Origin of the sequence: Stenotrophomonas sp. yr243 (assembly GCF_900184195.1) — a bacterium.
Lineage (GTDB): Bacteria > Pseudomonadota > Gammaproteobacteria > Xanthomonadales > Xanthomonadaceae > Stenotrophomonas > Stenotrophomonas lactitubi.
In genome coordinates, this window is sequence record NZ_FXWT01000001.1 from 1,111,733 (window position 1) to 1,134,570 (window position 22,838).

21 protein-coding genes are annotated in these 22,838 nt (G+C 65.0%); 11 read left to right on the forward strand and 10 right to left on the reverse strand.

The features are described 5' to 3' along the window. Positions 1-73 precede the first annotated feature (73 nt). From QOL57_RS05275 to QOL57_RS05295, 5 genes are read left to right on the forward strand one after another with little or no spacing between them, the layout of a single operon-like run. Positions 74-1,126 carry a sugar phosphate isomerase/epimerase family protein gene (locus QOL57_RS05275; RefSeq protein ID WP_089239446.1) on the forward strand — a complete coding sequence of 351 codons (1,053 nt, stop codon included), beginning with the start codon at positions 74-76 and terminating at the stop codon, positions 1,124-1,126. A 27-nt stretch (positions 1,127-1,153) separates the two neighbouring features. Then, entirely contained in the window at positions 1,154-2,371 is a 1,218-nt protein-coding gene (locus tag QOL57_RS05280) for a nucleoside permease (RefSeq protein WP_089239444.1), read from the forward strand. 12 nt (positions 2,372-2,383) lie between these two features. Next, positions 2,384-3,508 (forward strand): Gfo/Idh/MocA family oxidoreductase, encoded by a 1,125-nt coding sequence (locus QOL57_RS05285; protein ID WP_089239442.1) that lies wholly within the window; start codon positions 2,384-2,386, stop codon positions 3,506-3,508. A gap of 19 nt (positions 3,509-3,527) precedes the next feature. Further along, positions 3,528-4,394, forward strand: a complete 867-nt coding sequence (locus QOL57_RS05290; RefSeq protein WP_089239440.1) for a sugar phosphate isomerase/epimerase — start codon at positions 3,528-3,530, stop codon at positions 4,392-4,394. Positions 4,395-4,408: 14 nt separating this feature from the next. Beyond that, complete coding sequence (locus QOL57_RS05295; protein WP_089239438.1) at positions 4,409-4,705, forward strand: cytochrome c; 297 nt, start codon at positions 4,409-4,411, stop codon at positions 4,703-4,705. 10 nt (positions 4,706-4,715) lie between these two features. Here the strand turns inward: QOL57_RS05295 and QOL57_RS05300 are convergent, their stop codons facing one another. The 5 genes from QOL57_RS05300 to QOL57_RS05320 form a co-directional block, all read right to left on the reverse strand. Next, positions 4,716-5,474 carry a DUF1080 domain-containing protein gene (locus tag QOL57_RS05300; protein WP_089239436.1) on the reverse strand — a complete coding sequence of 253 codons (759 nt, stop codon included), beginning with the start codon at positions 5,472-5,474 and terminating at the stop codon, positions 4,716-4,718. After that, on the reverse strand, positions 5,474-6,049 hold the full coding sequence (locus tag QOL57_RS05305; RefSeq protein WP_089239434.1) for a gluconate 2-dehydrogenase subunit 3 family protein: 576 nt from the start codon (positions 6,047-6,049) through the stop codon (positions 5,474-5,476). Before QOL57_RS05305 ends, QOL57_RS05300 begins: the two co-directional genes overlap by 1 nt. Next, positions 6,049-7,734 carry a GMC family oxidoreductase gene (locus QOL57_RS05310; RefSeq protein ID WP_089239432.1) on the reverse strand — a complete coding sequence of 562 codons (1,686 nt, stop codon included), beginning with the start codon at positions 7,732-7,734 and terminating at the stop codon, positions 6,049-6,051. Before QOL57_RS05310 ends, QOL57_RS05305 begins: the two co-directional genes overlap by 1 nt. A gap of 27 nt (positions 7,735-7,761) precedes the next feature. Continuing rightward, positions 7,762-8,652 (reverse strand): TIM barrel protein, encoded by an 891-nt coding sequence (locus tag QOL57_RS05315; RefSeq protein WP_176429885.1) that lies wholly within the window; start codon positions 8,650-8,652, stop codon positions 7,762-7,764. 205 nt (positions 8,653-8,857) lie between these two features. Next, a complete protein-coding gene (locus QOL57_RS05320; protein ID WP_089239430.1) occupies positions 8,858-9,436 on the reverse strand; it encodes a single-stranded DNA-binding protein in 579 nt (192 codons plus the stop codon). Between the two features lie 281 nt (positions 9,437-9,717). On the opposite strand from QOL57_RS05320, the gene QOL57_RS05325 reads away from it, so the two are divergent. Next, positions 9,718-10,749: a LacI family DNA-binding transcriptional regulator gene (locus tag QOL57_RS05325; protein WP_089239428.1), complete on the forward strand. Its 1,032-nt coding sequence runs from the start codon at positions 9,718-9,720 to the stop codon at positions 10,747-10,749. A gap of 94 nt (positions 10,750-10,843) precedes the next feature. Here QOL57_RS05325 and QOL57_RS05330 read toward each other — a convergent pair whose 3' ends face one another. Next, the gene (locus tag QOL57_RS05330; RefSeq protein WP_089239426.1) at positions 10,844-12,898 is read right to left on the reverse strand and encodes a PAS domain-containing sensor histidine kinase; all 2,055 of its coding nucleotides are present in this window, start codon (positions 12,896-12,898) and stop codon (positions 10,844-10,846) included. After that, complete coding sequence (locus tag QOL57_RS05335) at positions 12,888-14,384, reverse strand: ATPase domain-containing protein (RefSeq protein ID WP_089239424.1); 1,497 nt, start codon at positions 14,382-14,384, stop codon at positions 12,888-12,890. Before QOL57_RS05335 ends, QOL57_RS05330 begins: the two co-directional genes overlap by 11 nt. Positions 14,385-14,698: 314 nt before the next feature. Between QOL57_RS05335 and QOL57_RS05340 the strand changes: the two genes are divergently transcribed. The 3 genes from QOL57_RS05340 (at position 14,699) to QOL57_RS05350 (ending at position 19,733) form a co-directional block, all read left to right on the forward strand. Then, positions 14,699-15,163, forward strand: coding sequence for a GNAT family N-acetyltransferase (locus QOL57_RS05340; RefSeq protein ID WP_089239422.1), 465 nt, complete (start codon positions 14,699-14,701; stop codon positions 15,161-15,163). A gap of 73 nt (positions 15,164-15,236) precedes the next feature. Next, positions 15,237-16,136, forward strand: coding sequence for an ABC transporter ATP-binding protein (locus QOL57_RS05345; protein ID WP_089239421.1), 900 nt, complete (start codon positions 15,237-15,239; stop codon positions 16,134-16,136). A gap of 12 nt (positions 16,137-16,148) precedes the next feature. Beyond that, the gene (locus tag QOL57_RS05350; protein WP_089239419.1) at positions 16,149-19,733 is read left to right on the forward strand and encodes a M1 family aminopeptidase; all 3,585 of its coding nucleotides are present in this window, start codon (positions 16,149-16,151) and stop codon (positions 19,731-19,733) included. A 171-nt stretch (positions 19,734-19,904) separates the two neighbouring features. Here QOL57_RS05350 and QOL57_RS05355 read toward each other — a convergent pair whose 3' ends face one another. Beyond that, positions 19,905-20,204: a hypothetical protein gene (locus tag QOL57_RS05355; RefSeq protein WP_089241208.1), complete on the reverse strand. Its 300-nt coding sequence runs from the start codon at positions 20,202-20,204 to the stop codon at positions 19,905-19,907. Between the two features lie 236 nt (positions 20,205-20,440). Here QOL57_RS05355 and QOL57_RS05360 point away from each other — a divergent pair, with 236 nt between their 5' ends. Together QOL57_RS05360 and QOL57_RS05365 are read left to right on the forward strand one after the other, a co-directional pair. Further along, complete coding sequence (locus tag QOL57_RS05360; RefSeq protein WP_141134250.1) at positions 20,441-21,337, forward strand: hypothetical protein; 897 nt, start codon at positions 20,441-20,443, stop codon at positions 21,335-21,337. 10 nt (positions 21,338-21,347) lie between these two features. After that, positions 21,348-21,722, forward strand: a complete 375-nt coding sequence (locus QOL57_RS05365) for a hypothetical protein (RefSeq protein WP_089239415.1) — start codon at positions 21,348-21,350, stop codon at positions 21,720-21,722. 128 nt (positions 21,723-21,850) lie between these two features. Here the strand turns inward: QOL57_RS05365 and QOL57_RS05370 are convergent, their stop codons facing one another. Together QOL57_RS05370 and QOL57_RS05375 are read right to left on the reverse strand one after the other, a co-directional pair. After that, entirely contained in the window at positions 21,851-22,309 is a 459-nt protein-coding gene (locus QOL57_RS05370) for a GNAT family N-acetyltransferase (protein ID WP_089239414.1), read from the reverse strand. 90 nt (positions 22,310-22,399) lie between these two features. Further along, complete coding sequence (locus tag QOL57_RS05375; RefSeq protein ID WP_089239412.1) at positions 22,400-22,786, reverse strand: SseB family protein; 387 nt, start codon at positions 22,784-22,786, stop codon at positions 22,400-22,402. Positions 22,787-22,838 lie beyond the last annotated feature (52 nt).

A 22,838-nucleotide genomic window follows, 5' to 3' on the forward strand; every position in this document is an offset into this window, starting at 1 on the left:
GTGCAGTGCACAACAGGTCCTGCGTGAGCCCCTGCTAGGATAATGCAATCGATTGCATCGAGGGCGAATCACGTTGAAGACGCTCAAGGGTCCAGCGCTGTTCCTGGCGCAGTTCATCGGCGACACACCTCCCTTTGATCGGCTGGACACGCTGGCCGGATGGGCCGCGGGCCTGGGCTATTCTGGCCTACAAGTGCCGACCAGCGCGCCCCACCTGTTCGATCTGGCCAAGGCGGCGCACAGCCAGGCGTACTGCGACGACATCGCCGGCATGCTGACCGGACATGGTCTGCAGATCACCGAACTGTCCACTCACCTGCAAGGGCAGCTGGTCGCCGTCCATCCCGCCTACGACAGCCTGTTCGACGGATTCGCGCCGCCGGACAAACGCGGCGATCCTGCCACCCGCCAGGCCTGGGCGGTGGAGCAACTGCTGCTGGCCGCCAAAGCCAGCCAGCGCCTGGGGCTGACCGCGCATGCCACGTTCTCCGGCGCGCTGGCCTGGCCGTATTTCTATCCGTGGCCGCAACGACCGCCTGGTCTTGTGGAAGAAGCCTTCGCCGAACTCGGCCGCCGCTGGCGCCCCATCCTGGATGCGTTCGACGCGTGCGGCGTGGACCTGTGCTTCGAGATCCACCCCGGTGAGGATCTGCACGACGGTGCGACCTTCGAGCGCTTCCTCGACGTGGTGGACCACCATCCCCGCGCGAAGATCCTGTACGACCCCAGCCATATGCTGCTGCAGCAGATGGACTACCTCGGCTTCATCGACCGCTACCACGCGCGCATCGGCATCTTCCACGTCAAGGACGCGGAGTACCACGCCAGTGCCAGCAGTGGTGTGTATGGCGGCTACCAGGACTGGATCGATCGTCCAGGCCGGTTCCGTTCACTCGGCGATGGGCAGATCGACTTCAAGGCGATCTTCTCGAAATTCGCGCAGTACGACTTCCCCGGCTGGGCAGTGCTGGAGTGGGAGTGCTGCCTGAAGCATCCGGAAGACGGTGCACGGGAAGGAGCCGCTTTCATCCGCGACCACATCATCCGCGTGACGGAGCGCGCCTTTGATGATTTCGCCGACAGCGGCACGGACCCGCAATCACTGCACCGCATGCTGGGAATCTGAGCCATTACCGCCCCGGGAGGGCAAGCCATGACGCACGCGATGTCGCGCTTGGGCGCGATGATGTTTCTGCAGTTCTTCATCTGGGGAGCGTGGTTCGTGACCCTGGGAACCTATCTCGTCCAAGGCCCGCTGCAGGCCAGTGCAAGCCAGGTGGCAACGGCGTTCCTCAGCCAGTCCATCGGCGCCATCGTGGCCCCCTTCCTGGTCGGCCTGATCGCGGATCGTTACTTCGCGGCGCAGCGCATCCTCGCGGTCCTGCATCTGGCTGGCGCGGTGCTGATGTGGCTGGCGTCCACGGCAACCAGCTTCAGCATGTTCTCCGTCTACGTGATGGGATACATGCTGCTGTTCATGCCGACGCTGGCACTGGCCAACAGCGTGGCCATGCGGCACATGCAGTCGCCCGAGAAACAATTCCCGCTGGTGCGGGTGGCCGGCAGCGTCGGCTGGATCGTGGCGGGTGTGCTGATCGGCTGGCTGGGTTGGGAGCAGGCGCACCGTCTGGAGCTGACGTTCCGGATGGCGGCGATGGCGTCACTGGCGCTGGGTCTGTATGCGTTCACCCTGCCGCACACGCCGCCGCTGGCGCAGCAGCGCGATGGCGGGCTGGGGCAGATCCTGGGGCTGGATTCGCTGCGGCTGCTGAAGTCGCGCTCGTATCTGGTGTTCTTCCTGGCGTCCATCGCCATCTGCATCCCGCTCGCGTTCTACTACAACTTCACCAACCCGTACCTCAATGATCTGGGCGTGCGCGGCGCGGCCGGCCTGCAGTCGCTGGGGCAGGTGTCCGAAGTCCTGCTGATGCTGGCCATGCCGTTCCTGTTCGTGCGGCTGGGGGTGAAGACGATGCTGGCGGTAGGCATGGCCGCGTGGGTAGTGCGTTATGCCATGTTCGCCTTTGGCGATGCAGGCGGCGGCTTCTCGCTGCTGGTGATCGGCATCGTGCTGCACGGCATCTGCTACGACTTCTTCTTCGTCACCGGCCAGATCTACACCGATGCGCATGCCGGCCCGGCCGCGCGCAGCAGCGCGCAGGGCTTCATCACCCTGGCCACGTACGGCGTGGGGATGTTGATCGGCACGTTCCTGTCCGGCGCGGTGGTGGAACACTTCACCACGGCGGCGGGACCGGACTGGGAGCAGATCTGGCTGTTCCCCGCAGGCGTCGCGCTGGTCGTGCTGGTCGCCTTCCTGTTGCTGTTCCGCGACCGGCCGGTGGTCGCGGCCGCGCCTTCCACTCGCTGAGGATCTCAACCGATGCCCAAGCTCGGAATCGCCATCGTCGGCACCGGCATGATCGGCGCCGTGCATCGTCGCGCGGCGCTGCTGGCGGGCGCCGACATCCGTGGCGTGGCCGCCTCCTCGCCGCAACGCGCGCTTGAAGTGGCGCAGTCGTGGAATGTTCCGCGTGCCTATCGGGACATCGAGGACGTGGTCGCCGATCCACAGGTGCAGGTCGTGCATATCTGCACGCCCAACCATCTGCACCACCCCATGGCACAGGCCGCACTGCAGGCCGGCAAGCATGTGATCTGCGAGAAACCGCTGGCCACCACGCTGGAAGACGCCGCGGCCTTGGCGGCACTGGTTACCTCGACAGGACTGATCGCCACGGTGCCCTTCGTCTACCGCTACCACCCGGTCGTCCGCGAGGCGCGCGCACGCATCGCTCAGGGCGAACTGGGACCGCTGCACCTGATCCATGGCAGCTACCTGCAGGACTGGCTGCTGGACCCAGCCAGCAACAACTGGCGCGTGGACCCGGCACTGGGCGGCGCCTCGCGCGTGTTCGCCGACATCGGCTCGCACTGGTGCGACCTGGTGGAATGGGTCAGCGGCGAGCGTTTCACCGAGGTCAGCGCGGCGTTCGACACGGTGATCGCCGAACGCAGCACCGACACCGGGCAGAGCTTCACTACAGCGGTGGCCGGTGGCGCGATGCAGGCAGTGGCGAGTGAGGACGTGGCCGCGGCGATGTTCCGGACCGGCGCCGGCACGCTGGCGTCGTTGACGGTCAGCCAGGTATCGGCGGGACGCCGCAATCGCCTCTGGTTCGAGATCGATGGCGCCAGGGCCAGCGTGGCGTTCAACCAGGAGGACGCCGAGCGGCTGTGGATCGGACTGCCCGACCAGCGCGAGGAAGTCTTCGTGCGTGGTCCCGGCGCTGGCAGTGCCGAACAACGCCGGCTGTCGGTGCTGCCGGCGGGGCACGCGCAGGGCTATGGCCATTGCTTCGAGGCATTCGTCGCCGACACCTATCGCGCCATCGAAGGCGAGCGGCCGCACGGCCTGCCCACCTTCGAAGACGGCATGCGCTCGGCGCAGATCGTCGACCGCGTCATCGCATCGGCCAGGACGCGCGCCTGGACCGCCATCGGTTGAATCCCGGGAGGATCTTTTGATGAACACCCCTGTTCGTAGAGCTGCGACGCTCGCACTGCTGCTGCTCGCTGCCCTGCCCGCTTTCGCACGCGAAGCTGCCGGCCCACAGAAACCCATCGCCGTACAGATGTACACCCTGCGCAATGCCGGCTCGCTTGAGCAGCAGTTGAAGATCGTCCAAGACGCGGGCGTGGGTGCGGTGGAGACCGTGGGCACGCAGGGCGTCAGCGCCACCGAACTCAAGCAGTTGCTGGACCGGTATTCGATCAAGGCGATTTCGTCGCACGTGCCATTGGCCGAGCTGCGCAAGGACCTTGACGGCGTGGTGGCCTTCAACCGATTGATCGGCAACACCACGCTGGTGGTGCCATACCTGGACGTGAAGGATCGACCGACCGATGCCGCGGGCTGGACCGCACTGGGCACGGAGCTGGGCAGGATCGCGAAACAGGTACGCGTCAAGGGCATGCGCCTGGCCTACCACAACCACGATTTCGAGCTGGTCGACTTCAATGGCCGGACCGGTCTGGAACTGCTGTTCGCCGCGGCCGGGCCCGACCTGCAGACCGAGCTGGACCTGGCCTGGGTGGCGCGCGCAGGCCTGGACCCTGCGGTGATGCTGGCAACGTTCCGCGGTCGGCTGTTCGCGGTACACGCCAAGGACAACGCACCCAAAGGCCAGGCCGAAGACGAGGGTGGCTTTGCCGCCGTCGGCCAGGGCGTGCTGGACTGGAAGGCGATCCTGCCGGCTGCGGCAAAGGCCGGCGTGCAGTGGTACATCGTCGAGCACGACCAGCCGCGCGATCCGGCCAAGGTCATCCAGACCGGCGCGGATTACCTGCGGGAACACCTGACCGTCACCCTGCCCGCCAGCGCACAGCGCTAGCGAAGGAGCCCTCCTTGAAGACGATCCTGACAGTGGCCGTGGTTCTTTCCTGTGCCGTGTTTACGACTGCGGCGTGGTGCAAGGATGACCCTGCCGCCGGTGCGAAGCTCTACACCGCGAACTGCACGGCCTGCCATGGCGCAGACCGTGCGGGCATGCCGGGCGCGTTCCCCGCGCTGACCGACGTCAGCAAGCGGCTGCAGCCGGCGCAGATCAAGGACAAGATCAGGAAGGGCGGCGGATTGATGCCGCCCTTCTCCCAGCTGTCGCAGCAGGAAATCGATGACATCGCCAGTTTCCTGGCGAAGTAGCAGGCAGCCGTTACAGCTCGCGCACCCAGATGTTGCGGTAGCTGACCTTGGAATCATGCTCCTGCAGATAGAGCGGCGCGCACGCATGTGGCGCGTACGAAGGCGCACCGATGTACTCGGTCTTGCCCGCCAGCACGGTGTCGTCCTGCACCAACACGCCGTTGTGCAGCACGGTGATGCGCGCGGGCGAGGTGAGCCCACCACCCGGCGAGAAGCGCGGTGCCTTCCAGAGGATGTCGTACGCCTGCCACTCGCCCGGTGCACGCGAGGCGTTCACCCGCGGCATGGCCTGCTTGTAGATCGAGCCCGCCTGGCCGTTGGCATAGGTGGGATTGTTGTAGCTGTCGAGCACCTGCAGCTCATACAGCTCCTGCAGGAAGATGCCGCTGTTGCCCCGGTTCTGACCGTCGAAGCCCTTCGTATCGGTGGGCGTGCGCCATTCGACATGCAGCTGGATGTCGCAGAAGCGCTGCCTGGTGCGGATGCCCTTGCTGCCCGGCACCACGGTCAGCGCGCCGTCGGCTACGGTCCAAGGCACGCGCCCACCCTGCTCGGACTCCCAGCGCGAAAGATCCCTGCCATCGAACAGCACGATCGCATCGGAAGGAGCCTTCCCCGCAGGGGTGGCCACGACTGCAGGCACAGGCGTCCACACTTCGGTCTTCTTTGGATCGCGCGCAGGATCGGCGCCGGCCTGCGCGAATGCGGGCGCTACCACCAGCAGGCCGGCGGCAAGCAACAGAGAGCGGATCATCATGGCGTTTTCCATCAACTGGTCCCCCACGCGGGCGTGCCGGCAACATAGGCGAGGTCGCCGTCGTAGCGGCCCGGCACGGCAACGTACTGCAGCACTTCGGTCGCACCGACCTTCGAGGTGAAGAAGCCGAAGATGGCCAGCTGCTTGATCATCGTGAAGTAATGCGGCATCGCTTCTCCTTCCTCGGCAGTGCCGGTCTCGGTCACCTCGACCGCGTGTTTCCTGGCCTCTATGTCCAGCGTGCGCAGCAGTTCGGTGCGGGCCTGCGGTGCGAGTGAAACGAAGCGGCCACCGGCGCGTTTATCGATATCGGCCAGACCGGCGCGGAACGTCGCCCGCTGCCGGGCGGTGTAGCAGTCGCTGACGAACGTCGCCATGAAAGCACCGGCGCCGGCGTCCTTCGCCCCCGGCGTCTTGGTCCGTGGCAGGATGGTCTCGGCGATCTCGTCCAGCGTGTCGACATCGGCGTCGGAGAAGTGAAGCTTCGTACCGGCAGCCGGCGCCTGCCCATGAACAAGCGCGGGCAGGCCGACCATGGCCGCGCCGGTGGCGGCGACGATCATCTTCAGCAGTTCGCGGCGATCCATCAGAGATTCCCCGCTTTCAGTTCGCGCACGGCATGGTCGGCCGCGCGCGCGGTCAACGCCATGTAGGTCAGCGAGGGATTCACGCAGGCGCTGGAAGTCATGCAGGCACCGTCGGTCACATAGACATTGGGCGCATCCCATACCTGGTTGTGCTGGTTCAGCACGGAGGTCCTGCGGTCACGACCCATGCGCGCGGTCCCCATCTCGTGGATGCCCTTGCCAGGGGCGTAGTCGCTGTCGTGCATCTTCACGTCCTTGACGCCAGCCGCCTCCAGCATCTCAGCGGCATCGGCAGCCATGTCCTTGCGCATCGCCAGTTCGTTGGCACGCATGGCTACGTCCATCGCCAGCACCGGCAGCCCCCACTTGTCCTTGCGGTCGCGGTCCAGGCGGATGGTGTTGTCGTGGTGCGGCAGCATTTCACCGAATCCGGTCATGCCGATGCGCCAGTCACCCGGCACGGTCAGTGCCTCCTTCAGATCGGCCCCGATGTTGAGCTCGGCGATCTCGCGCGACCAGCCGGTGCGGCTGGCACCGCCCTGGTAGCCGAACCCACGCAGGTAGCCGCGCTTGTCCGTAGCGATGTTGCGGAACCGCGGAATGTAGAAACCGCAGGGACGGCGGCCGAAGTAGTACTTGTCCTCGAAGCCTTCGACCCGGCCGGAGGCGCCCGCACCGAAATGATGGTCCATCACGTTGTGCCCCAGCTCGCCGGACGAAGAGCCCAGCCCGCCTTCCCACACATCGGTGGCCGAGTTCATCAGCAGCCAGGTCGAGTTGAAGGAGGACGCGTTGAGGAAGATGACCTTGGCCGTGTACTGGTAGGTCTGGCCGGTCTCTGCGTCGATGACCTCCACGCCGCGCGCACGCTTGCGGTCCTTGTCGTAGAGCACTTCCTTGACGATCGAGAAGGGCCGCAACGTCAGGTTGCCGGTCTTCATCGCCGCCGGCAGCGTTGCCGACTGGGTCGAGAAGTAGGCACCGAAGGGACAGCCCAGGATGCACTTGTTGCGGTACTGGCAGTTGACGCGGCCCTGCTCCGGCATCGGCTTGGTGATGTTGGCGGTGCGCGAGTGGATCATGTGCCGCGTTCCGCCGAAGGCCTTCTGGATCCGCGCGGCCACGTCCTTTTCGACGATGTTCAACGGGATCGGCGGCAGGAACTCGCCGTCCGGCAACACGTCCAACCCTTCACGCGTGCCGGCGATGCCGGCGAACTTCTCCACATGGTCGTACCAGGGTGCGATGTCGGCGTAGCGGATCGGCCAGTCGGTGGCGATGCCGTCCTTGAGGTTCGCTTCGAAATCCAGGTCGGAGAAGCGATAGCTCTGTCGCCCCCACATCAGCGAACGGCCACCCACGTGGTAGCCGCGGAACCAGTCGAATCGCTTCGTCTCGATGTAGGGCGATTCCTGTTCGTCGGCCCACATGCCCTGCAGGTTCTCGGCCAGCGCGTAGTCGCGCATCAATACCGGGAAAGCAGCCTTCATCGCCTGTGTAGGCCGGTTGCGATGCGGGAAATCCCACGCCTCCTTCATCGCATTGACGTAGTCCTTGACGTGCTCGATGTTGCGTCCGCGTTCCAGCATCAGGACCTTCAGGCCCTTCTCGGTCAGTTCCTTTGCCGCCCAACCGCCACTGATTCCCGAGCCAACAACGATGGCGTCGTAATGATTATCTGCCATGGGTCTATCACCTGGGTGGATATCGTTTCAGACGTCGCAGAGGCGGATCGCCTCGCGCAGCGAGCCGACGGCATCAGACGCTGCAGGCATGAATTCCTGCGCCAGATAACCATCGAAACCGGTGTCGCGGATCGCGCGACAGATGGCGGGGTAATTGAGCTCCTGCTGGTCCCCGATCTCATGCCGTCCAGGCACGCCGGCGGTGTGGTAATGCTTGAAGCAGGCGTGGTGCCTGCCGATGGTGGCGATGATGTCGCCCTCCATGATCTGCATGTGGTAGATGTCGTACAGCAGGCCGAAGTTGTCCGAGCCAAGCCGCTTGCACAGCTCCACGCCCCAGGCAGAGTGGTCGCACAGGTAATCGTGATGGTCGACCCTGGAGTTCAGCAGCTCCATCACCAGCACCACGCCGCGCTTCTCGGCATGCCCGAGGATGCGCTTGAGCCCCGCCTCGGCATTGGCCATGCCGTCCTGGGGATCCATGCCGTTGCGGTTGCCGGAAAAGCAGATGAGGTTGCGATAGCCGGCATCGGCGACCAGATCGATGTGCCGCGTGTAGCGCTGCACCAGCTGATCGTGGAACTCGCGGCCGGCAAAGCCCTTGGTGAGGCCCAGCTCGGCGCCGTTGCACATCGAGCTGTATACGCCATGGGCCTTCAGCGTGGGCCAGTCCTCCGGGCCCACCAGATCGATGGCGGCAAACCCGATGCCCTTCACCGTCTGGCAAAGCTGGGCGATCGACAGCTGCGGGAAGGTCCAGCGCGCGACGGAATGCTTCAGGTTGCCCTTGAGCGGCGCGGTGGCTGCGAACGCAGGCAGCACGCCCGCAGCACCCAGGCCAAGACTTCCGGCAACCGCGATGCGCAGCGCATCGCGCCGCGTGAGCCCCGGGCCCGGTCTGATCGAATGGATGGACATCCACTTTCCGGCCTCCCAACCGGTATCAAACGCTGACGATTTCGCCGCAATGCAATCGATTGCACCATGGGGAGGAAATTGTTTTTTTGCAAGACGCAGTGCACGAAAGTCCATGCTGCGGGGCACAACGTCGGCAGGTATCCGTGGAAAAAAGAAAAGCCCCGCATGGGCGGGGCTTTCGTTCTTCCTGCTGACAAGCGTTCGATCAGAACGGAATATCGTCGTCAGCGAAGTCATCCATCGGCGGGGCCGACTGCTGCGGCGGCTGCTGCGGACGCTGCTGGCCGTAGCCGCCGCCCTGGTTGCCGCCCTGGTTGTAACCACCGCCCTGGCCGCCACGCGCGTTGCCGCCGCCACCGCCACCGCCGTACTCCTGCCGCGGGGCCTGCTGGCGCTGCGGACGCTCGCCGCCGCTGAAATTGCCACCGCCGCCGCCACCGCCGCCTTCACCGCGGCCGCCCAGCATCTGCATTTCGTCGGCGATGATGTCGGTGGAGTACTTCTCCACGCCGTCCTGGCCGGTGTACTTGTCGTAACGCAGGCTGCCTTCGACGTACACCGAGCTGCCCTTGCGCAGGTACTCGCCGGCGATCTCGCCGAGCTTGCCGAAGAACACCACGCGGTGCCACTCGGTACGCTCCTGCTGGTTGCCATCCTTGTCCTTGCGGACGCTGGTGGTGGCCAGGCTGATGCGGGTGATCGCCATGCCGCCCTGGGTGTACTTCACGTCCGGGTCGTTGCCGAGGTTGCCGACCAGGATGACTTTGTTGATGCCGCGCGCCATAGGTACCTTCGTCCGTTGTCCAGGGGCAGGCCGCCAGTGATAGCACGTCCCCGGCCGGGGGTGCAGAGCGCTGGGGTCGCCCCCGGGAAATTTGGGGGATGCAAGAACGGGGCATCTTACCATCCCCTTGGCCGACACCCGGGTCAGGAAAGCGCCCGGACGGGGCCGGAATCGGGCCCGAAGCCCTGTCGCAGGGTCCTGCGCTCACCCTGCCCTGGCACCGGCGCCAGCCCAACGGCGCCACATGGCATCATTCCCCGATCATCCCCCTTCCGGCCCCCATGACCATCAAAGGCAAAGCCACCTCCCTGGACATCGCCCACCTGGCCGGGGTCTCCCAGCCCACGGTGTCGCGGGCCCTGCGCGGCAGCCCGATGGTCAACGCCGAGACCCGCGAGCGCATCCTGCGCATCGCCCGCGAGCTGAACTACAAGGTCGACAAAAACGCCTCCAGCCTGCGCCTGCGCAATGCCGGCACCCTGGCCCTGCTGTTCTTCGAGGACCCGACCAATGACGACTCGCTGATCAACCCCTTCTTCCACTCGATGCTGGGCTCGATCACCCGTGCCTGCGCGCTGCACGGGCAGGACCTGCTGGTGTCCTTCCAGCAGCTGTCCACCGACTGGCAGGCCGATTACGAAGACAGCAACAAGGCCGATGGCATCATCCTGCTCGGCTATGGCGACTACCACGAGTCACGCGACCGCCTGCAGCGGCTGGTCGAACAGGGCACCCACTTCGTGCGCTGGGGCGCGGCCCTGCCTGGCCAGCCGGGGGTGTCGATCGGCAGCGACAACTTCCAGGGAGGGCATGACATCACCGCCCACCTGCTGCAACAGGGCTGCCGCCGCATCGCCTTCCTCGGCCATGCCTCCAGCCATTACCCGGAATTCGAGGAGCGCTATCGCGGCTACGTCGAAGCGCTGCGTGCGCACGGCCTGGCCGCCGACCCGGCGCTGCAGCACGATGCGATCACCACCGAGGCGTCCGGCCATGAGGCCGGCCTGGCACTGCTGGCCCAGGACCGTTCCATCGATGCGATCTGCGCGGCCAGCGACCTGATTGCCATCGGCGCGGTGCGCGCCCTGCGCGAGCAGGGCCTGCGGGTGCCGCAGGACGTGGCGGTGACCGGCTTCGATGACATCCCGCTGGCAGCCTCGGTGTCGCCGCCACTGACCACCGTGCAGCAGGACACCAAGCAGGCCGGCCAGCTGCTGGTGGAGAAGCTGCTGTCGCTGATCGGCCGGCAGCCGGTGGAAGGCCAGAGCATCCCGGTGAAGCTGGTGGTGCGCGAGTCGTCGCTGCGCACCTAGCACTTTTGTAGTGCCGAGCCATGCTCGGCAACATGCGTGAGACGCTAGTGCGACGACAGCCGAGCATGGGCTCGGCTCTACAGGACCTACGCCACTACGCGCCGCCCGGCATCGCCGTACGTACCGCCATGCTGAACTCATCCAGCAGGAAGGGCTTGGCGATCATCGCCATGCCTTCATCGAGGAAGGCCGCGCGCTCCTGTGCCTTTTCCGCATAGCCGGTCATGAACAGGATCGGCAGCGCTGGCCGCGATTGCCGCGCGATCTCCGCCAGCTGGCGCCCGTTGAGCCCCGGCAGCCCGACATCGGTGACCAGCAGATCGATGTTCTGCGCCGATGCCAAGATCGGGATGGCGGCATCGGCATCACCCACCACCTGGGCCTGATACCCCAGGTCCTCCAGCACCACCGTCACCAGCATCCGTACCTGCTCATCGTCCTCCACCACCAGGATGGACTGACCGGCACCCCGCCGTATCGGCTGCGAGGCTGCAGGCTCGTCCTCCACCACGGCTTCCGACAACGGAATGAACAACAGCACCGTCGTGCCCTGGCCCACATTGGACTGGATGGCGATGTGGCCACCGGACTGCTGCATGAAGCCGTACACCATCGACATGCCCAGCCCTGTGCCCTTGCCGATGGGTTTGGTGGTGAAGAAGGGCTCGAACGCGCGCTCGACCACTTCCGGCGCCATGCCGGCACCGGTATCGGCCACCTCCACCATCGCGTAGTCGCCAGCAGGCACAGCCCTGTATTGCCCCTCACGCACGCTCACCGCCGATGCGCGCAGGGTCAAATCGCCACCGTGCGGCATCGCATCGCGCGCGTTGATGGCCAGGTTCAACAGCGCGCTCTCGAACTGGTTGGCATCCAGCGTGGCGTGCAACGGCAGTGGCGAGGGCTCGGCGCGGATACGCACGGCTTCGCCCAGCGTGCTGTGCAGCAGGTGCTGCACCGAAACCAGCAGCGTGTTGATCTCCACCGGCCGCGCATCCAGCGACTGCCGCCGGGAGAACGCCAGCAGGCGCTGGGTCAACGCCGCCGCACGCTGGGCCGAGGCGGTGGCAGTGTCGAGGAAGCGTTCAAGGTCGTCGACCCGACCCATGTCCAGGCGCAGCCGCACAATGTCCAACGCGGACAGGATACCTGTCAGCATGTTGTTGAAGTCGTGGGCGATACCGCCAGTGAGCTGGCCGATCGCTTCCATCTTCTGCGACTGCCGCAGTGCGGCGTCGCTGGCCTCGCGCGCCGCCATCTGCGCTTGCAGTTCACGGGTACGCTCGGCCACCATCGCCTCCAGCGCGTGCGCGTGCTGTTGGCTGCTGGCAAGGGCCAATTTGGCGGCGGTGATATCGGTAACGAACACATGGAAGCCGTCGATGCGGCCTTCGGCATTCCGGCGCGGCGAATAACGCACTTCGCAGTCCCGACGGCCGTACACGCGATGTGGCCAGACAATTTCGAACACCGCCTCGCGGCCCGCCAACGCGGCCTCCATCGCCGGGCGACGCTGCTGCCACACCGCCTCGCCGATGACCTCACGCACATGCCTGCCTATCACTTCGCCGGTGGCCAGTTCGAACCAGCTTTCATAGGCGCTGTTGGCGAAGCGGAAACACAGCGCGCGATCGACGAACGCGATCAGCACCGGCATCGCGTCGGCGATCAGGCGCAGTTCGGATTCGCTGCGTGCCAATGCGGCGCGGCCATCAGCCAATGCGGTGACCTGGTCGCGCACCACGAACTGCTTCGCGCGTGCACGCAGCGCACCCTGCACTGCGCTGAGCAGCGACATGCTGCCCAGCGGCCGGTCCATCTCCACCACGTTGATCGAGCCGGGCAGCAGCGGTTCGCGGGTGGAACGCCGATAGGAACGCGCCGAGCGCAGCAGGATGAACGGAATGTCCGACCAGGCCGGCTGCTGCTGCAGCGCCTGCAGCAACGCTTCGCTGTCGCGCGCCACTGCTTCCTGGGTCACCACCACCAGCCCGGTGCAGTCATCGAGCTGGTCAGCCAGCATCTCCAGACCGGGTGCGATGTGCGTTTTCAGGCCCGCGCTGGCCAGCACCGCGGCGATGCTGTCGGCATCGCGGCCGAAGGGAGCTACGATGCGGACAACCGTGCCGCCATCATCGCTATCGGACATCGGACTGGCCCAGCAGCGCCGCGCTGTCGCCGACGAATTCGGGCGTGCCGGTGAGGATGCCCTGGAAGTCGGCCAGCGCGGCGCTGACCGTGATTCCCCGTCCATCGATCTTCAGTTCGCGGATGGTGTCTTCATGCGCACCGCCGCGGTTCTTGATCACCGAGATCGCCTTGCGGATGCGTCCCTTCGCTTCGAAGAAGCGGAACAGCACCACCGCATCAGCGATATAGGAAACGTTGAGGCTGCCGGTGGACATGGTGCCGACCAGGCCGTGCTGCGGGTTGATCAGGAAGGTCGCCACGCCCTTCTGGTTCAGATAGGACAGCATCTCGTGCAGCTGCAGCATCAGCTGTTTTTCCTGCGGCATGGCGGTCACATAGCCGTTGAGGCTGTCGATCACCAGCACGCTGCAGTTGCGCTCTTCCACGGCCTTGCGCAGGTTCCAGGAGAATTCACCCGGCGACACCTCGGCCGGGTCCATCTGCAGGATCTCCAGCAGACCCGAGCGCAGGTGCTTGTCCAGGTCGATGTCCAGCGCGGACGCGCGTGCCAGCAGCGTGCCGACCCGCTCGTCGAATTCGAAGATGCAGCTGCGCTCACCACGCTGGCAGGCGGCCCAGACGTATTGCAGTGCCACGTTGGTCTTGCCGCTGCCGGCCGGGCCGGTCAACAGGGTGGAGGTACCGCGCAGCGGACCACCACCCAACAGCCGGTCGATCTCCGCTACCCCGCTGCTGATGGGCGTTCCGACGAACCGGCCGTGATGCTCGGAGGCGATCAGGCGCGGGAAGATCTGCAGCCCACCCCGTCGGATCACCATGTCGTGGTAACCGGCAATGAAATCGACACCCCGCAGCTTCTGCACCTGCATCCGGCGCCGCGCAGGGCCGAAGTCCAGCGTCAGCCGCTCCAGCGACAACACGCCGTGGCACAGGCTGTGCAGCTGGCCATCGCGCTCATCGCCGGTGGACGTCAGGTCATCCACCAGGATCACCGTGGCGCTCTTGGGCGCGAAGAACTGCTTGAGTGCGAGGATCTGCCGGCGATAGCGCAGCGAATCCTGGGCCAGCAGGCGCAGTTCGGACAGCGAGTCGAACACCACCCGGGTCGGCCCGATGCTGTCCACCTTGGACATGATCAGGTTGACCGTCTCGTCCAGCTCCATTTCCCAGGAGTGCAGCACCGACTGCAGGCGGCCATTGCCCATGGCCCCCTCGGCCGAGCCCAGCTCGAACAGGTGCAGGCCATCCAGCGACCAGCCGTGCGCCGACGCTACTTCCCGCAGCTCTTCGGCGGTCTCGGACAGGGTGATGTACAGGCAGCGTTCGCCGCGTTGCAGCCCCTCCAGCAGGAACTGCAGCGACAAGGTGGTCTTGCCGGAACCGGGCGGGCCCTCCAACAGGTACAGGCGTGCCTGCGGCAACCCGCCGCCCAGAATGCTGTCCAGCCCCTCAACCCCGGTTACGATCCGCATGTGCGCCTGCATGGCAATGACAAAAGAGGGTCAGAGCCTAGCGACGCCGCTGTGGACGGATTGTGTGATCCAGCGCACCGATGCCAACGCATTCAGGAATATTTCACGGCCGTCGCTTCAACGCACCGGCGATCCGCAGCTACGCTATGCGCGCATAGTCCGCGCAGCATTCCCTACCGCCAGGAGAAGGCCTTTGTCCTCCGCCAGCAGTTCCCACACCGCACCGGTGACGGCGGCGAACGGCGAGTTGCACCTGGGCTGAGGCTCACGCTGCCCTGCCCTCGCACCGGCAATGCCGTTCCGGGCAATTCCCTGTCGAGGTTCCCATGCTCATTCCCGCGTCCGCACACGACGTGCGCGCTCTGCTGTCCTGCGCCCATACCGCTGAAAACGCTGTCGCCCCACCCGAAGTGATCGCCCTGCTGGCCAACCTCACCGCCTCCATCGAGCCGCAGTTTGCGCCGGCCGCATGGCGGATCGTCGAGGCGGCACGCACGGTGGGCCTGCTGTCGCTGACCTGCACGCCGCAGGCCGGAGTTCTCACCCTCGGCTATGGCATCGCTCCGGCCCACCAGGGACGCGGCCTGGCCGGCGCCGCACTGGCCGAGTTCGTGCAATGGGCGTGGACGGAGCCGCGCATACACGTGCTGAAGGCCGAAACGGCGGTGGGCAACCTGCCCTCGCAGGCGGTGCTGCGCCGGAACGGTTTCCGCACGGCCGGCCAGCGCGTGGATGCCGAAGACGGTGTGCTGCTGTGCTGGCAGCTGGACCGCTGGCCAAAGGCACCATGACCAAAGGGGCATGACGCCGTCCCCCGTTCAGCGCGATAAACAGCAGATCAACACACGGAAAGGTGTACGTCGCATGCTGAAGATCGATTCGCTGTCCAAGACGTACGCCAACGGCGTGCACGCGTTGAACGGGGTCACCCTGGATATTCCCCGCGGCATGTTCGGCCTGCTCGGGCCGAACGGCGCGGGGAAATCCTCGCTGATGCGCACCCTGGCCACCCTGCAGGAGGCCGACAGCGGCAGTGCCACCCTGAGCATTCCCGGAGAAGCACCCATCGACGTGCTGCGCGACAAGGACGCCGTGCGCCGCCGCCTGGGTTACCTGCCACAGGACTTCGGGGTGTACCCGAAAGTCAGCGCACTGGACCTGCTGGAGCACTTTGCCGTGCTGAAGGGGCTGACCCAGCGTGGCCAGCGCCGCGAGGTCGTCGATGGCCTGCTGCAGCAGGTGAACCTGTGGGATGCACGCAAGCGCAAGCTGGGCACCTACTCCGGGGGCATGCGCCAGCGCTTCGGCATCGCCCAGGCGCTGCTCGGCGACCCGCGCCTGGTGATCGTCGACGAACCCACCGCCGGGCTCGACCCGGAAGAGCGCAACCGCTTCCTCAACCTGCTGGCGGCCATCGGCGAGAACGTGGCGGTGATCCTGTCAACCCACATCGTCGAGGACGTGACCGACCTGTGCCCGACCATGGCGATCATGAACAAGGGTCAGGTGCTGCTGACCGGCCGCCCCACCGATGCGATCGAGGCGCTGCAGCAACAGGTCTGGCGCAAGCAGGTGGACCCGTCGGAACTGGCCGACCATGAGGCGCGCTACACGGTGCTGTCCTCGCGCCTGGTGGGGGGCCGTCCGGTGATCCACGTGCACAGCGCCAGCGACCCGGGCGATGGCTTCGCGCCGGTCGCACCCGATCTCGAGGACGTGTATTTCCAGCGCCTGCGCCTACAGGCGCGTGCCCGTGCAGCCTGAGCGGAGTACGCCATGACCCTCGACTTCTTCCGGTTCGAGCTGCGCGAGCAGCTGCGTTCCCCGCTGCTGTGGCTGTTTGCCGGTCTGTTCGCTCTGCTCGCCTTCGGCGCCGCGTCCAGCGATGCGGTGCAGATCGGGGGCGGCAGCGGCAACGTGCACAGCAATGCACCCACCGTCGTCGCCTCGATGCTGGGCATCTTCACCCTGCTCGGCATGTTGGTGTCCACCCTGTTTGTCAGCAATGCGCTGCTGCGTGACTTCGAACTGGGCACGGCCGAACTGATCTTCGCCAGCCCGATCAAACGTCGCCACTATCTGGCCGGGCGCATCGCTGCAGCGCTGGTGTCGGGCCTGCTGGTATACGTGCTGATCGCCGTTGGCATACTGGTGGCGCAGTTCATGCCCTGGGTCGATGCCGAGCGCCTGGGGCCCACCCACTGGGCGGGCTATGCCTGGACCTTCGCGGTGGTAGTCATTCCCAACCTGCTGTTCACCACGGCACTGCTGTCGCTGCTGGCGGTGACCACCCGTTCGATCCTGTGGGTGTACATCGGCGTGGTTGGTTACTTCGTGCTGTACGGGGTCAGCGCCGCCCTGCTGCGCGACATCGACAACACCTGGATCGCGGTGCTGACCGAGCCATTGGGCATGCGTGCGCTGTCGCGCACCATCCGCTACTGGTCCACCGAAGAGCGCAACAGCGGCATTCCGGAACTGGCCGGCTACCTGCTGGCCAACCGCGTGCTGTGGCTGACCGTGGCCGCCGCGCTGTTCGCGGCCACCTTCGCCCTGTTCCGTACCGAGCGCAGCGGCAGTGGCCGCCGGCGCTGGGGCCGCGGCAAGGCGGTGGCATCAGCAGATCCCGCGCCGCTGCGCCCGGCAACGACCACGCTGCCGCGGGTGACGCCGGTGTTCAGTACAGGCACCGCGTGGCGGCAGTTCCTGCGCCAGGTGCGCTTCGATACACGCGGGGTACTGCGCAGCGTGCCCTTCATCGTGCTGCTGGTGCTGGGCCTGGCCAATTTCCTGCCGTCCGCGCTGTTCCGCCAGACGCTGTACGGCACCTCCATCTGGCCGGTCACCTCGCAGATGATCATGGCCCTGCAGGGCGCCTTCAGCTGGCTGCTGATCATCATCGTGCTGTTCTTCGCCGGTGAACTGGTGTGGAAGGAGCGTGGTGCACGCATCAACGAGGTGAACGATGCGATGCCGGTACCCAACTGGGTGCCGTTGCTGGCCAAGTTCGTCGCACTGCTGGCGGTGATCGCCTGCTTCCAGGCGGCCGGCGCGCTGGCAGCCATGGCCGTGCAGCTGGCCAAGGGCTATACCCATCTCGAACCGCTGCTGTACCTGCGCAGCCTTGCGCTGGATTCGGTGGTATACGTGCTGATGGGCGGTCTGGCGCTGGTGCTGCAGGTGCTGACCAACAACAAGTTCTTCGGCTACGCGCTGCTGATCGTGGTGATGATCGGCCAAGGCGTGCTGGGCATGCTCGACTACACCCAGAACATCTACAACTTCGGCAGCTGGCCGATTGCCCCCTATTCGGACATGAACGGCTACGGCCACTTCCTGACCGGACAACTTGCCTTCCAGGGCTATTGGGCGTTGTTCCTGCTGGCATTGATGTGCATGGCATCGGCGTTCTGGGTCCGGGGTGTCAGCCAGGGCCTGCGCCAGCGGCTTGCCCTGGCCGGGCGACGTCTGCGTGGCCCTACCGGCGCGATGGCAGCGCTGGCCGCCGTCGCGTTCATCGCGGTAGGAGGCTGGCTGTACTGGAGCACCAACATCCGCAACGATTTCCTTTCGCCGGACCAGCAGCTGGACCTGCAGGCTCGTTACGAACGCGAACTGTCGAAGTACCGCAACCTGCCGCAGCCGCGCATCATCGCCGTGGACAACCGGGTGGACCTGCATCCCGAGACCCAGTCGATGGTGATCGACGCCAACTGGACGATCCACAACACCCATGCCGCGCCCATCCAGGAGGTGCACGTGGCCACGGCCGACGACAAACAGCTGGTGGCCGTCGACCTCGGTGGACAGACGCTGTCGATGCACGACGCCGACCTTGGTTACCGCATCTATCGCCTGGCTACGCCGTTGCAGCCGGGCGAAGAGCGCCGCATCCATTTCCGCGTGGTGCAACAGCCCCATGGCATCACCGCAGATCAGGCGCCGAGCAACATCGTCGACAACGGCAGCTTCTTCAACAGCCGCGTACTGCCGTCCTTCGGCTACAACGAACGCGTTGAGATCAGCGACCGCAACGAGCGTCGCAAGCGTGACCTCGGCGAGCCACGGCGCATGCCCAAGCTGGAAGACGAAGCCGCACGCGCGAACAACTACGTCACCAATGACGCCGACTGGCTCGACTTCCGCAGCACCATCTGCACGGCACCGGACCAGGTGGCACTGGCCCCGGGCTACCTGCAGCATGAGACCACGGTGAACGGGCGGCGCTGCTTCAGCTATGCCATGGACCGGCCGATGCTGAACTTCTACGCCTACCTGTCGGCACGCTGGGAGGTTCGCCGGGCGAAGTACAAGGACATCCCGATCGAGGTGTATTTCGATCCCGCCCATGGCTACAACGTGGACCGCATGATCGACGCGGTACAGAAGTCGCTGGCCTACTACGAAGCCAACTTCACCCCGTACCAGCATCGCCAGGTACGCATCATCGAGTTCCCGGGCTACCAGCGCTTCGCCCAGTCCTTCGCCAACACCATTCCCTATTCGGAGTCGATCGGCTTCATCGCCGACCTGCGCGACCCGGACAAGGTGGACTATGTGTTCTACGTGACCGCCCACGAAGTCGCGCACCAGTGGTGGGCGCACCAGGTGATCGGCGCCAACGTGCAGGGCGCAACCGTGTTGTCCGAGTCGCTGTCGCAGTATTCGGCACTGATGGTGATGGAGCAGGAGTACGGTCGCCAGCACATGCGCCAGTTCCTCAAGCGCGAGCTGGATGGCTACCTGTCCGGGCGCGGAGGTGAGGCCATCGAGGAGCTGCCGCTGGAGCGTGTGGAGAACCAGCAGTACATCCACTACCAGAAGGGTTCGCTGGTGTTCTACCGCCTGCGCGAGGAAATCGGCGAGGAGGCGTTGAACCGCGCCCTGAAGCGTTTCCTGCAGGACAAGGGCTACCAGCAGCCGCCGTACACGACCTCGCGGGAACTGCTGGCCTACATCCGCGCCGAAACGCCCGCCGACCGCCAGCAGCTGGTCACCGACCTGTTCGAGAAGATGAGCTTCTACGACAACCGGGTGTTGGCCGCCAGCGCGCGCAAGCGTGCCGACGGACGCTACGACGTGACCCTGGACCTGCATGCCAGCAAGCAGTACGCCGATGGCAAGGGCAAGGAAACCGCCGGCACCATGGACGACTGGGTGGAGATCGGTGTGTTCGCCAATGGTCCGTCAGGCAAGGAACGCGACCAGAAGGTCCTGTACCTGCAGCGCCACCACATCACCACGGCCGAGCCGAAGATCACGGTGACGGTGGATGCCAGGCCGGATGAGGCGGGCTTCGATCCATACAACAAGCTGATCGACCGGGTAAGCCAGGACAACCGGCGCAAGGTGTCGATGTGATGTGAGCGACGGTGCCGGTCTGTGGGCCGGCATCGTTTGCGGAAGCATCCACGCATGGTGTGGATCGACTGGCATGCATCCACGCATGGTGTGGATCTGCCCGGACGATGCGATGGCGGAAGTAGATCCACGCCATGCGTGGATGCCGTACTTCCCGGTTGACGCCCTCGGCTACGCTGCGGGGCTCTGCGAACCGGCCTTCGGCCCCAGCACCGCCAGCAGCACGTAGATCACGATCGACGCCACGGTGCCGAGTGCAGCCAGCAACATGAAGGCAAACTCCGAACGGCCCTGCTGCCGCGCCCACTGCCCCAGATGCCAGGCCGCGCCCAGATTGATCAGCCAGGCGATGACGAACACCGGCCACTGCACGATGCCGACCGCGCGCAGCAAGGGCATGGCGATGAGTGCTGCAACGATGGCTGCGATCAGGAAGATCAGGGCGGAGCGGGAATGGCGGGGTGCAGCCATGGTCACGTTATCAACCACCAGAAGATGGAGTCCGCTTCCAGAATAACGCTGACTGGCCTTGGATGCAGCAGGGGTCAGATTGGATGCCTGACATCAAGATCCTCGGATCTCTGACGAACCGCACGGCGGATACCGATACGCGGCAGTCGCCGCGAAGCGCAAGGTGAATGAGTGGGAACATCGTGGATCAGGAAGGTGTACCCGCAGGTATACCCACTCGTCCAAGGAGTTAATTTGTGAAAATGATCTCTGCAGCCACCTTGATTCTGGCAGGCTCCGCGCTTTCCCCGTTCGAGGCGCACGCGGTCCAGGTAGTCACCTGTGGCAACTGCACTCAGTCCTGGCAATACGAATCCGCTGGCGAGATGGCTCATGGGTTCCGTCGTGGCTGGGAGGTCTACCTCGTGGTCAACCCCAACACCGCCCAAGCGCTTTACGTCACCGTCAACTACATTCCTCCTGGCGAGGTTCCCAGACGCTTCTACCAGGTCCCTCCCCAAGGTGATCTGGGAGTCGCTGACATCAACGTTCCAAGCTGGCGCCTGCCGAGCCAACCGGTGCTGACCCGGTATGGGCAAGGTGACTTCGACAGCATTTCACAGGGCTTGGCAGACGGCGAACGACTTCAGCTTGAAGCGATCGTCCGCATGTCGAAAGAATGGGTGTTCATAAAACCCGTAAACGACAGCGGCTACTTCTCTAGCCTGCATGTCGCAACCCAATTCATTCCAGCAGTGGATGATGCGATCCGAATCGCGCACACGGCAAACAATCCGGCCTGGCAACACGGGCAGATCAATGGAAACCTCATTGGCTCACTCTTCCGCTCACTTGAGCATTTCTTCGGAAGAGGCGTTGGCGGCTGCCTGCTGATGGACAACGGCGACACCGCTTGCTGGCAGATAAATCCAATGGCAAGAGGGGCAGCTCGACTGATCAAAGACACTGCCAGGGATGTTTTCGGCCAGGCATTGCCTGAATCAGACACCATCAAGAATGGGGGACAGATTGATATTGATATCGACAAGGGTGATTGGCCTGGCGAGATCCGCTACAACTTCAGTGGTGGCTACTACCGATGCGGATCAGTAAACGGAAAGCTGGATCGATGCGAATGGATTCGTCCCCGCTAGGAGATCTGCCATGAAGATATGGTTGCAGCTGGCAACGCACTCCCTGGTCGCCATCGCATTCTCGCTTCTGGGAGCATTTCACATCACCCATGGACTTCCCAGTCTGAAGCAGCAGTACAGCGATGATCTCGCGATGTCCATCCATCTGCTGTTCGACGAGGATGGCAAAGCAAGATCCCAGACTGAACTGCAGTCCAGGATCTCATCCCACATCGTTAACATGTTGTTGCTCTCAGCCAGCTCATCGGCAAAATCGGATGCGGAGAATGAGCGTTTGGCAGCAATCAGCAGACGCGTTCTCGCACAGGACCTCCTGCGATACATCGAGCGTGACGATGTGCGACACAACGCTGTCCTCGTGGCGGGAAACCTGGCTGCCGATTGAGCATGCGATACCCGAAGTCTCCAAGCCCTGAGGCTGCCCCATTTTCGACAGCAGCGAGCCGGAGCTCCCGCGCTCGTTCAACCGGCACATCCAGCTCACCGCCTGGATGAAGCACCAGGGCACTTCTCTTATAGTGAACGCACCATCACCAGTACGCGATAGCTGTGGCTGTCGGCCTCCTGCAGGGGAGTCCAGCCCAACCGTGCGTAAAGGCCGCCATCCAGGGCTTCGGTCTGCAGGTACAGATGCGAGACGCCCATCCGCACCGCCTGCGCCGCAGCCTGTTCGACCAATCCGCTGGCCAGGCTGCGGCCGCGATGACTGTCGGCCACGAACACACTGCCCAGCCAATGCTCGTACTGTGGAAAAGCCTGCATCTCCCGGCGCTTGAGCTGCACCGCGCCTGCCACCTGGCCGCCATCGAATGCTGCAATCAGGTGCGGGAAGCCTTCCGCATCCTGCGGCTGGTTGAGCCGCTGCAGTTCCTGCTCCAGCGACATGCCGGCATCCCGGCCCCATTGCGCGTTGTACCACTGTGCCAGTTGCAGCCTTTCCGGCGCGTCAGCGGGTAGCACCCTGAATTCCATGGCGAAGCCTCGATCCCTATGTCGTGCAAGAGGATCACGTACGGCCGCCAATTGGAAGCAGACGGGCGACGACCCGGCGCTGCAGAACGGTCAGCCCTGCGCGAAATCCTTCAGGATCTCGCCGACGCCGCTGGGCGAGATCTCAAAGCCCAGCGTGGTACCCGGATTGATCACCACACCGTAACCGCCCGGCACGCGGCGCAGCACGTCCAGCATCAGCCAGCGGGCCTGATGCTCGGCCTGCTGGTTGTAGATGCCCACCCGCGCCGGATCGGTGAACACGGCCACGTGCAGGGTGCCCTGCTTGTCGAACAGCAGCGGATCGAAGCCGCTGCCATCGGGAGTGACCAGGCTACCGGTCAGCAGCACCACCTCGGAGGCGACGAAGGCCTCCATGAACGCGCGGATCGGCACTGTTCCGTCCATCGCGGCCTTGAGCAGGGTTTCGATCGGGGTCTGCGGGGCAAGGTCGGTCATGGCAGTGCGGGCGCGGCATCAGGGGGGGCGCCTATTGTGCCGGATGCGATCG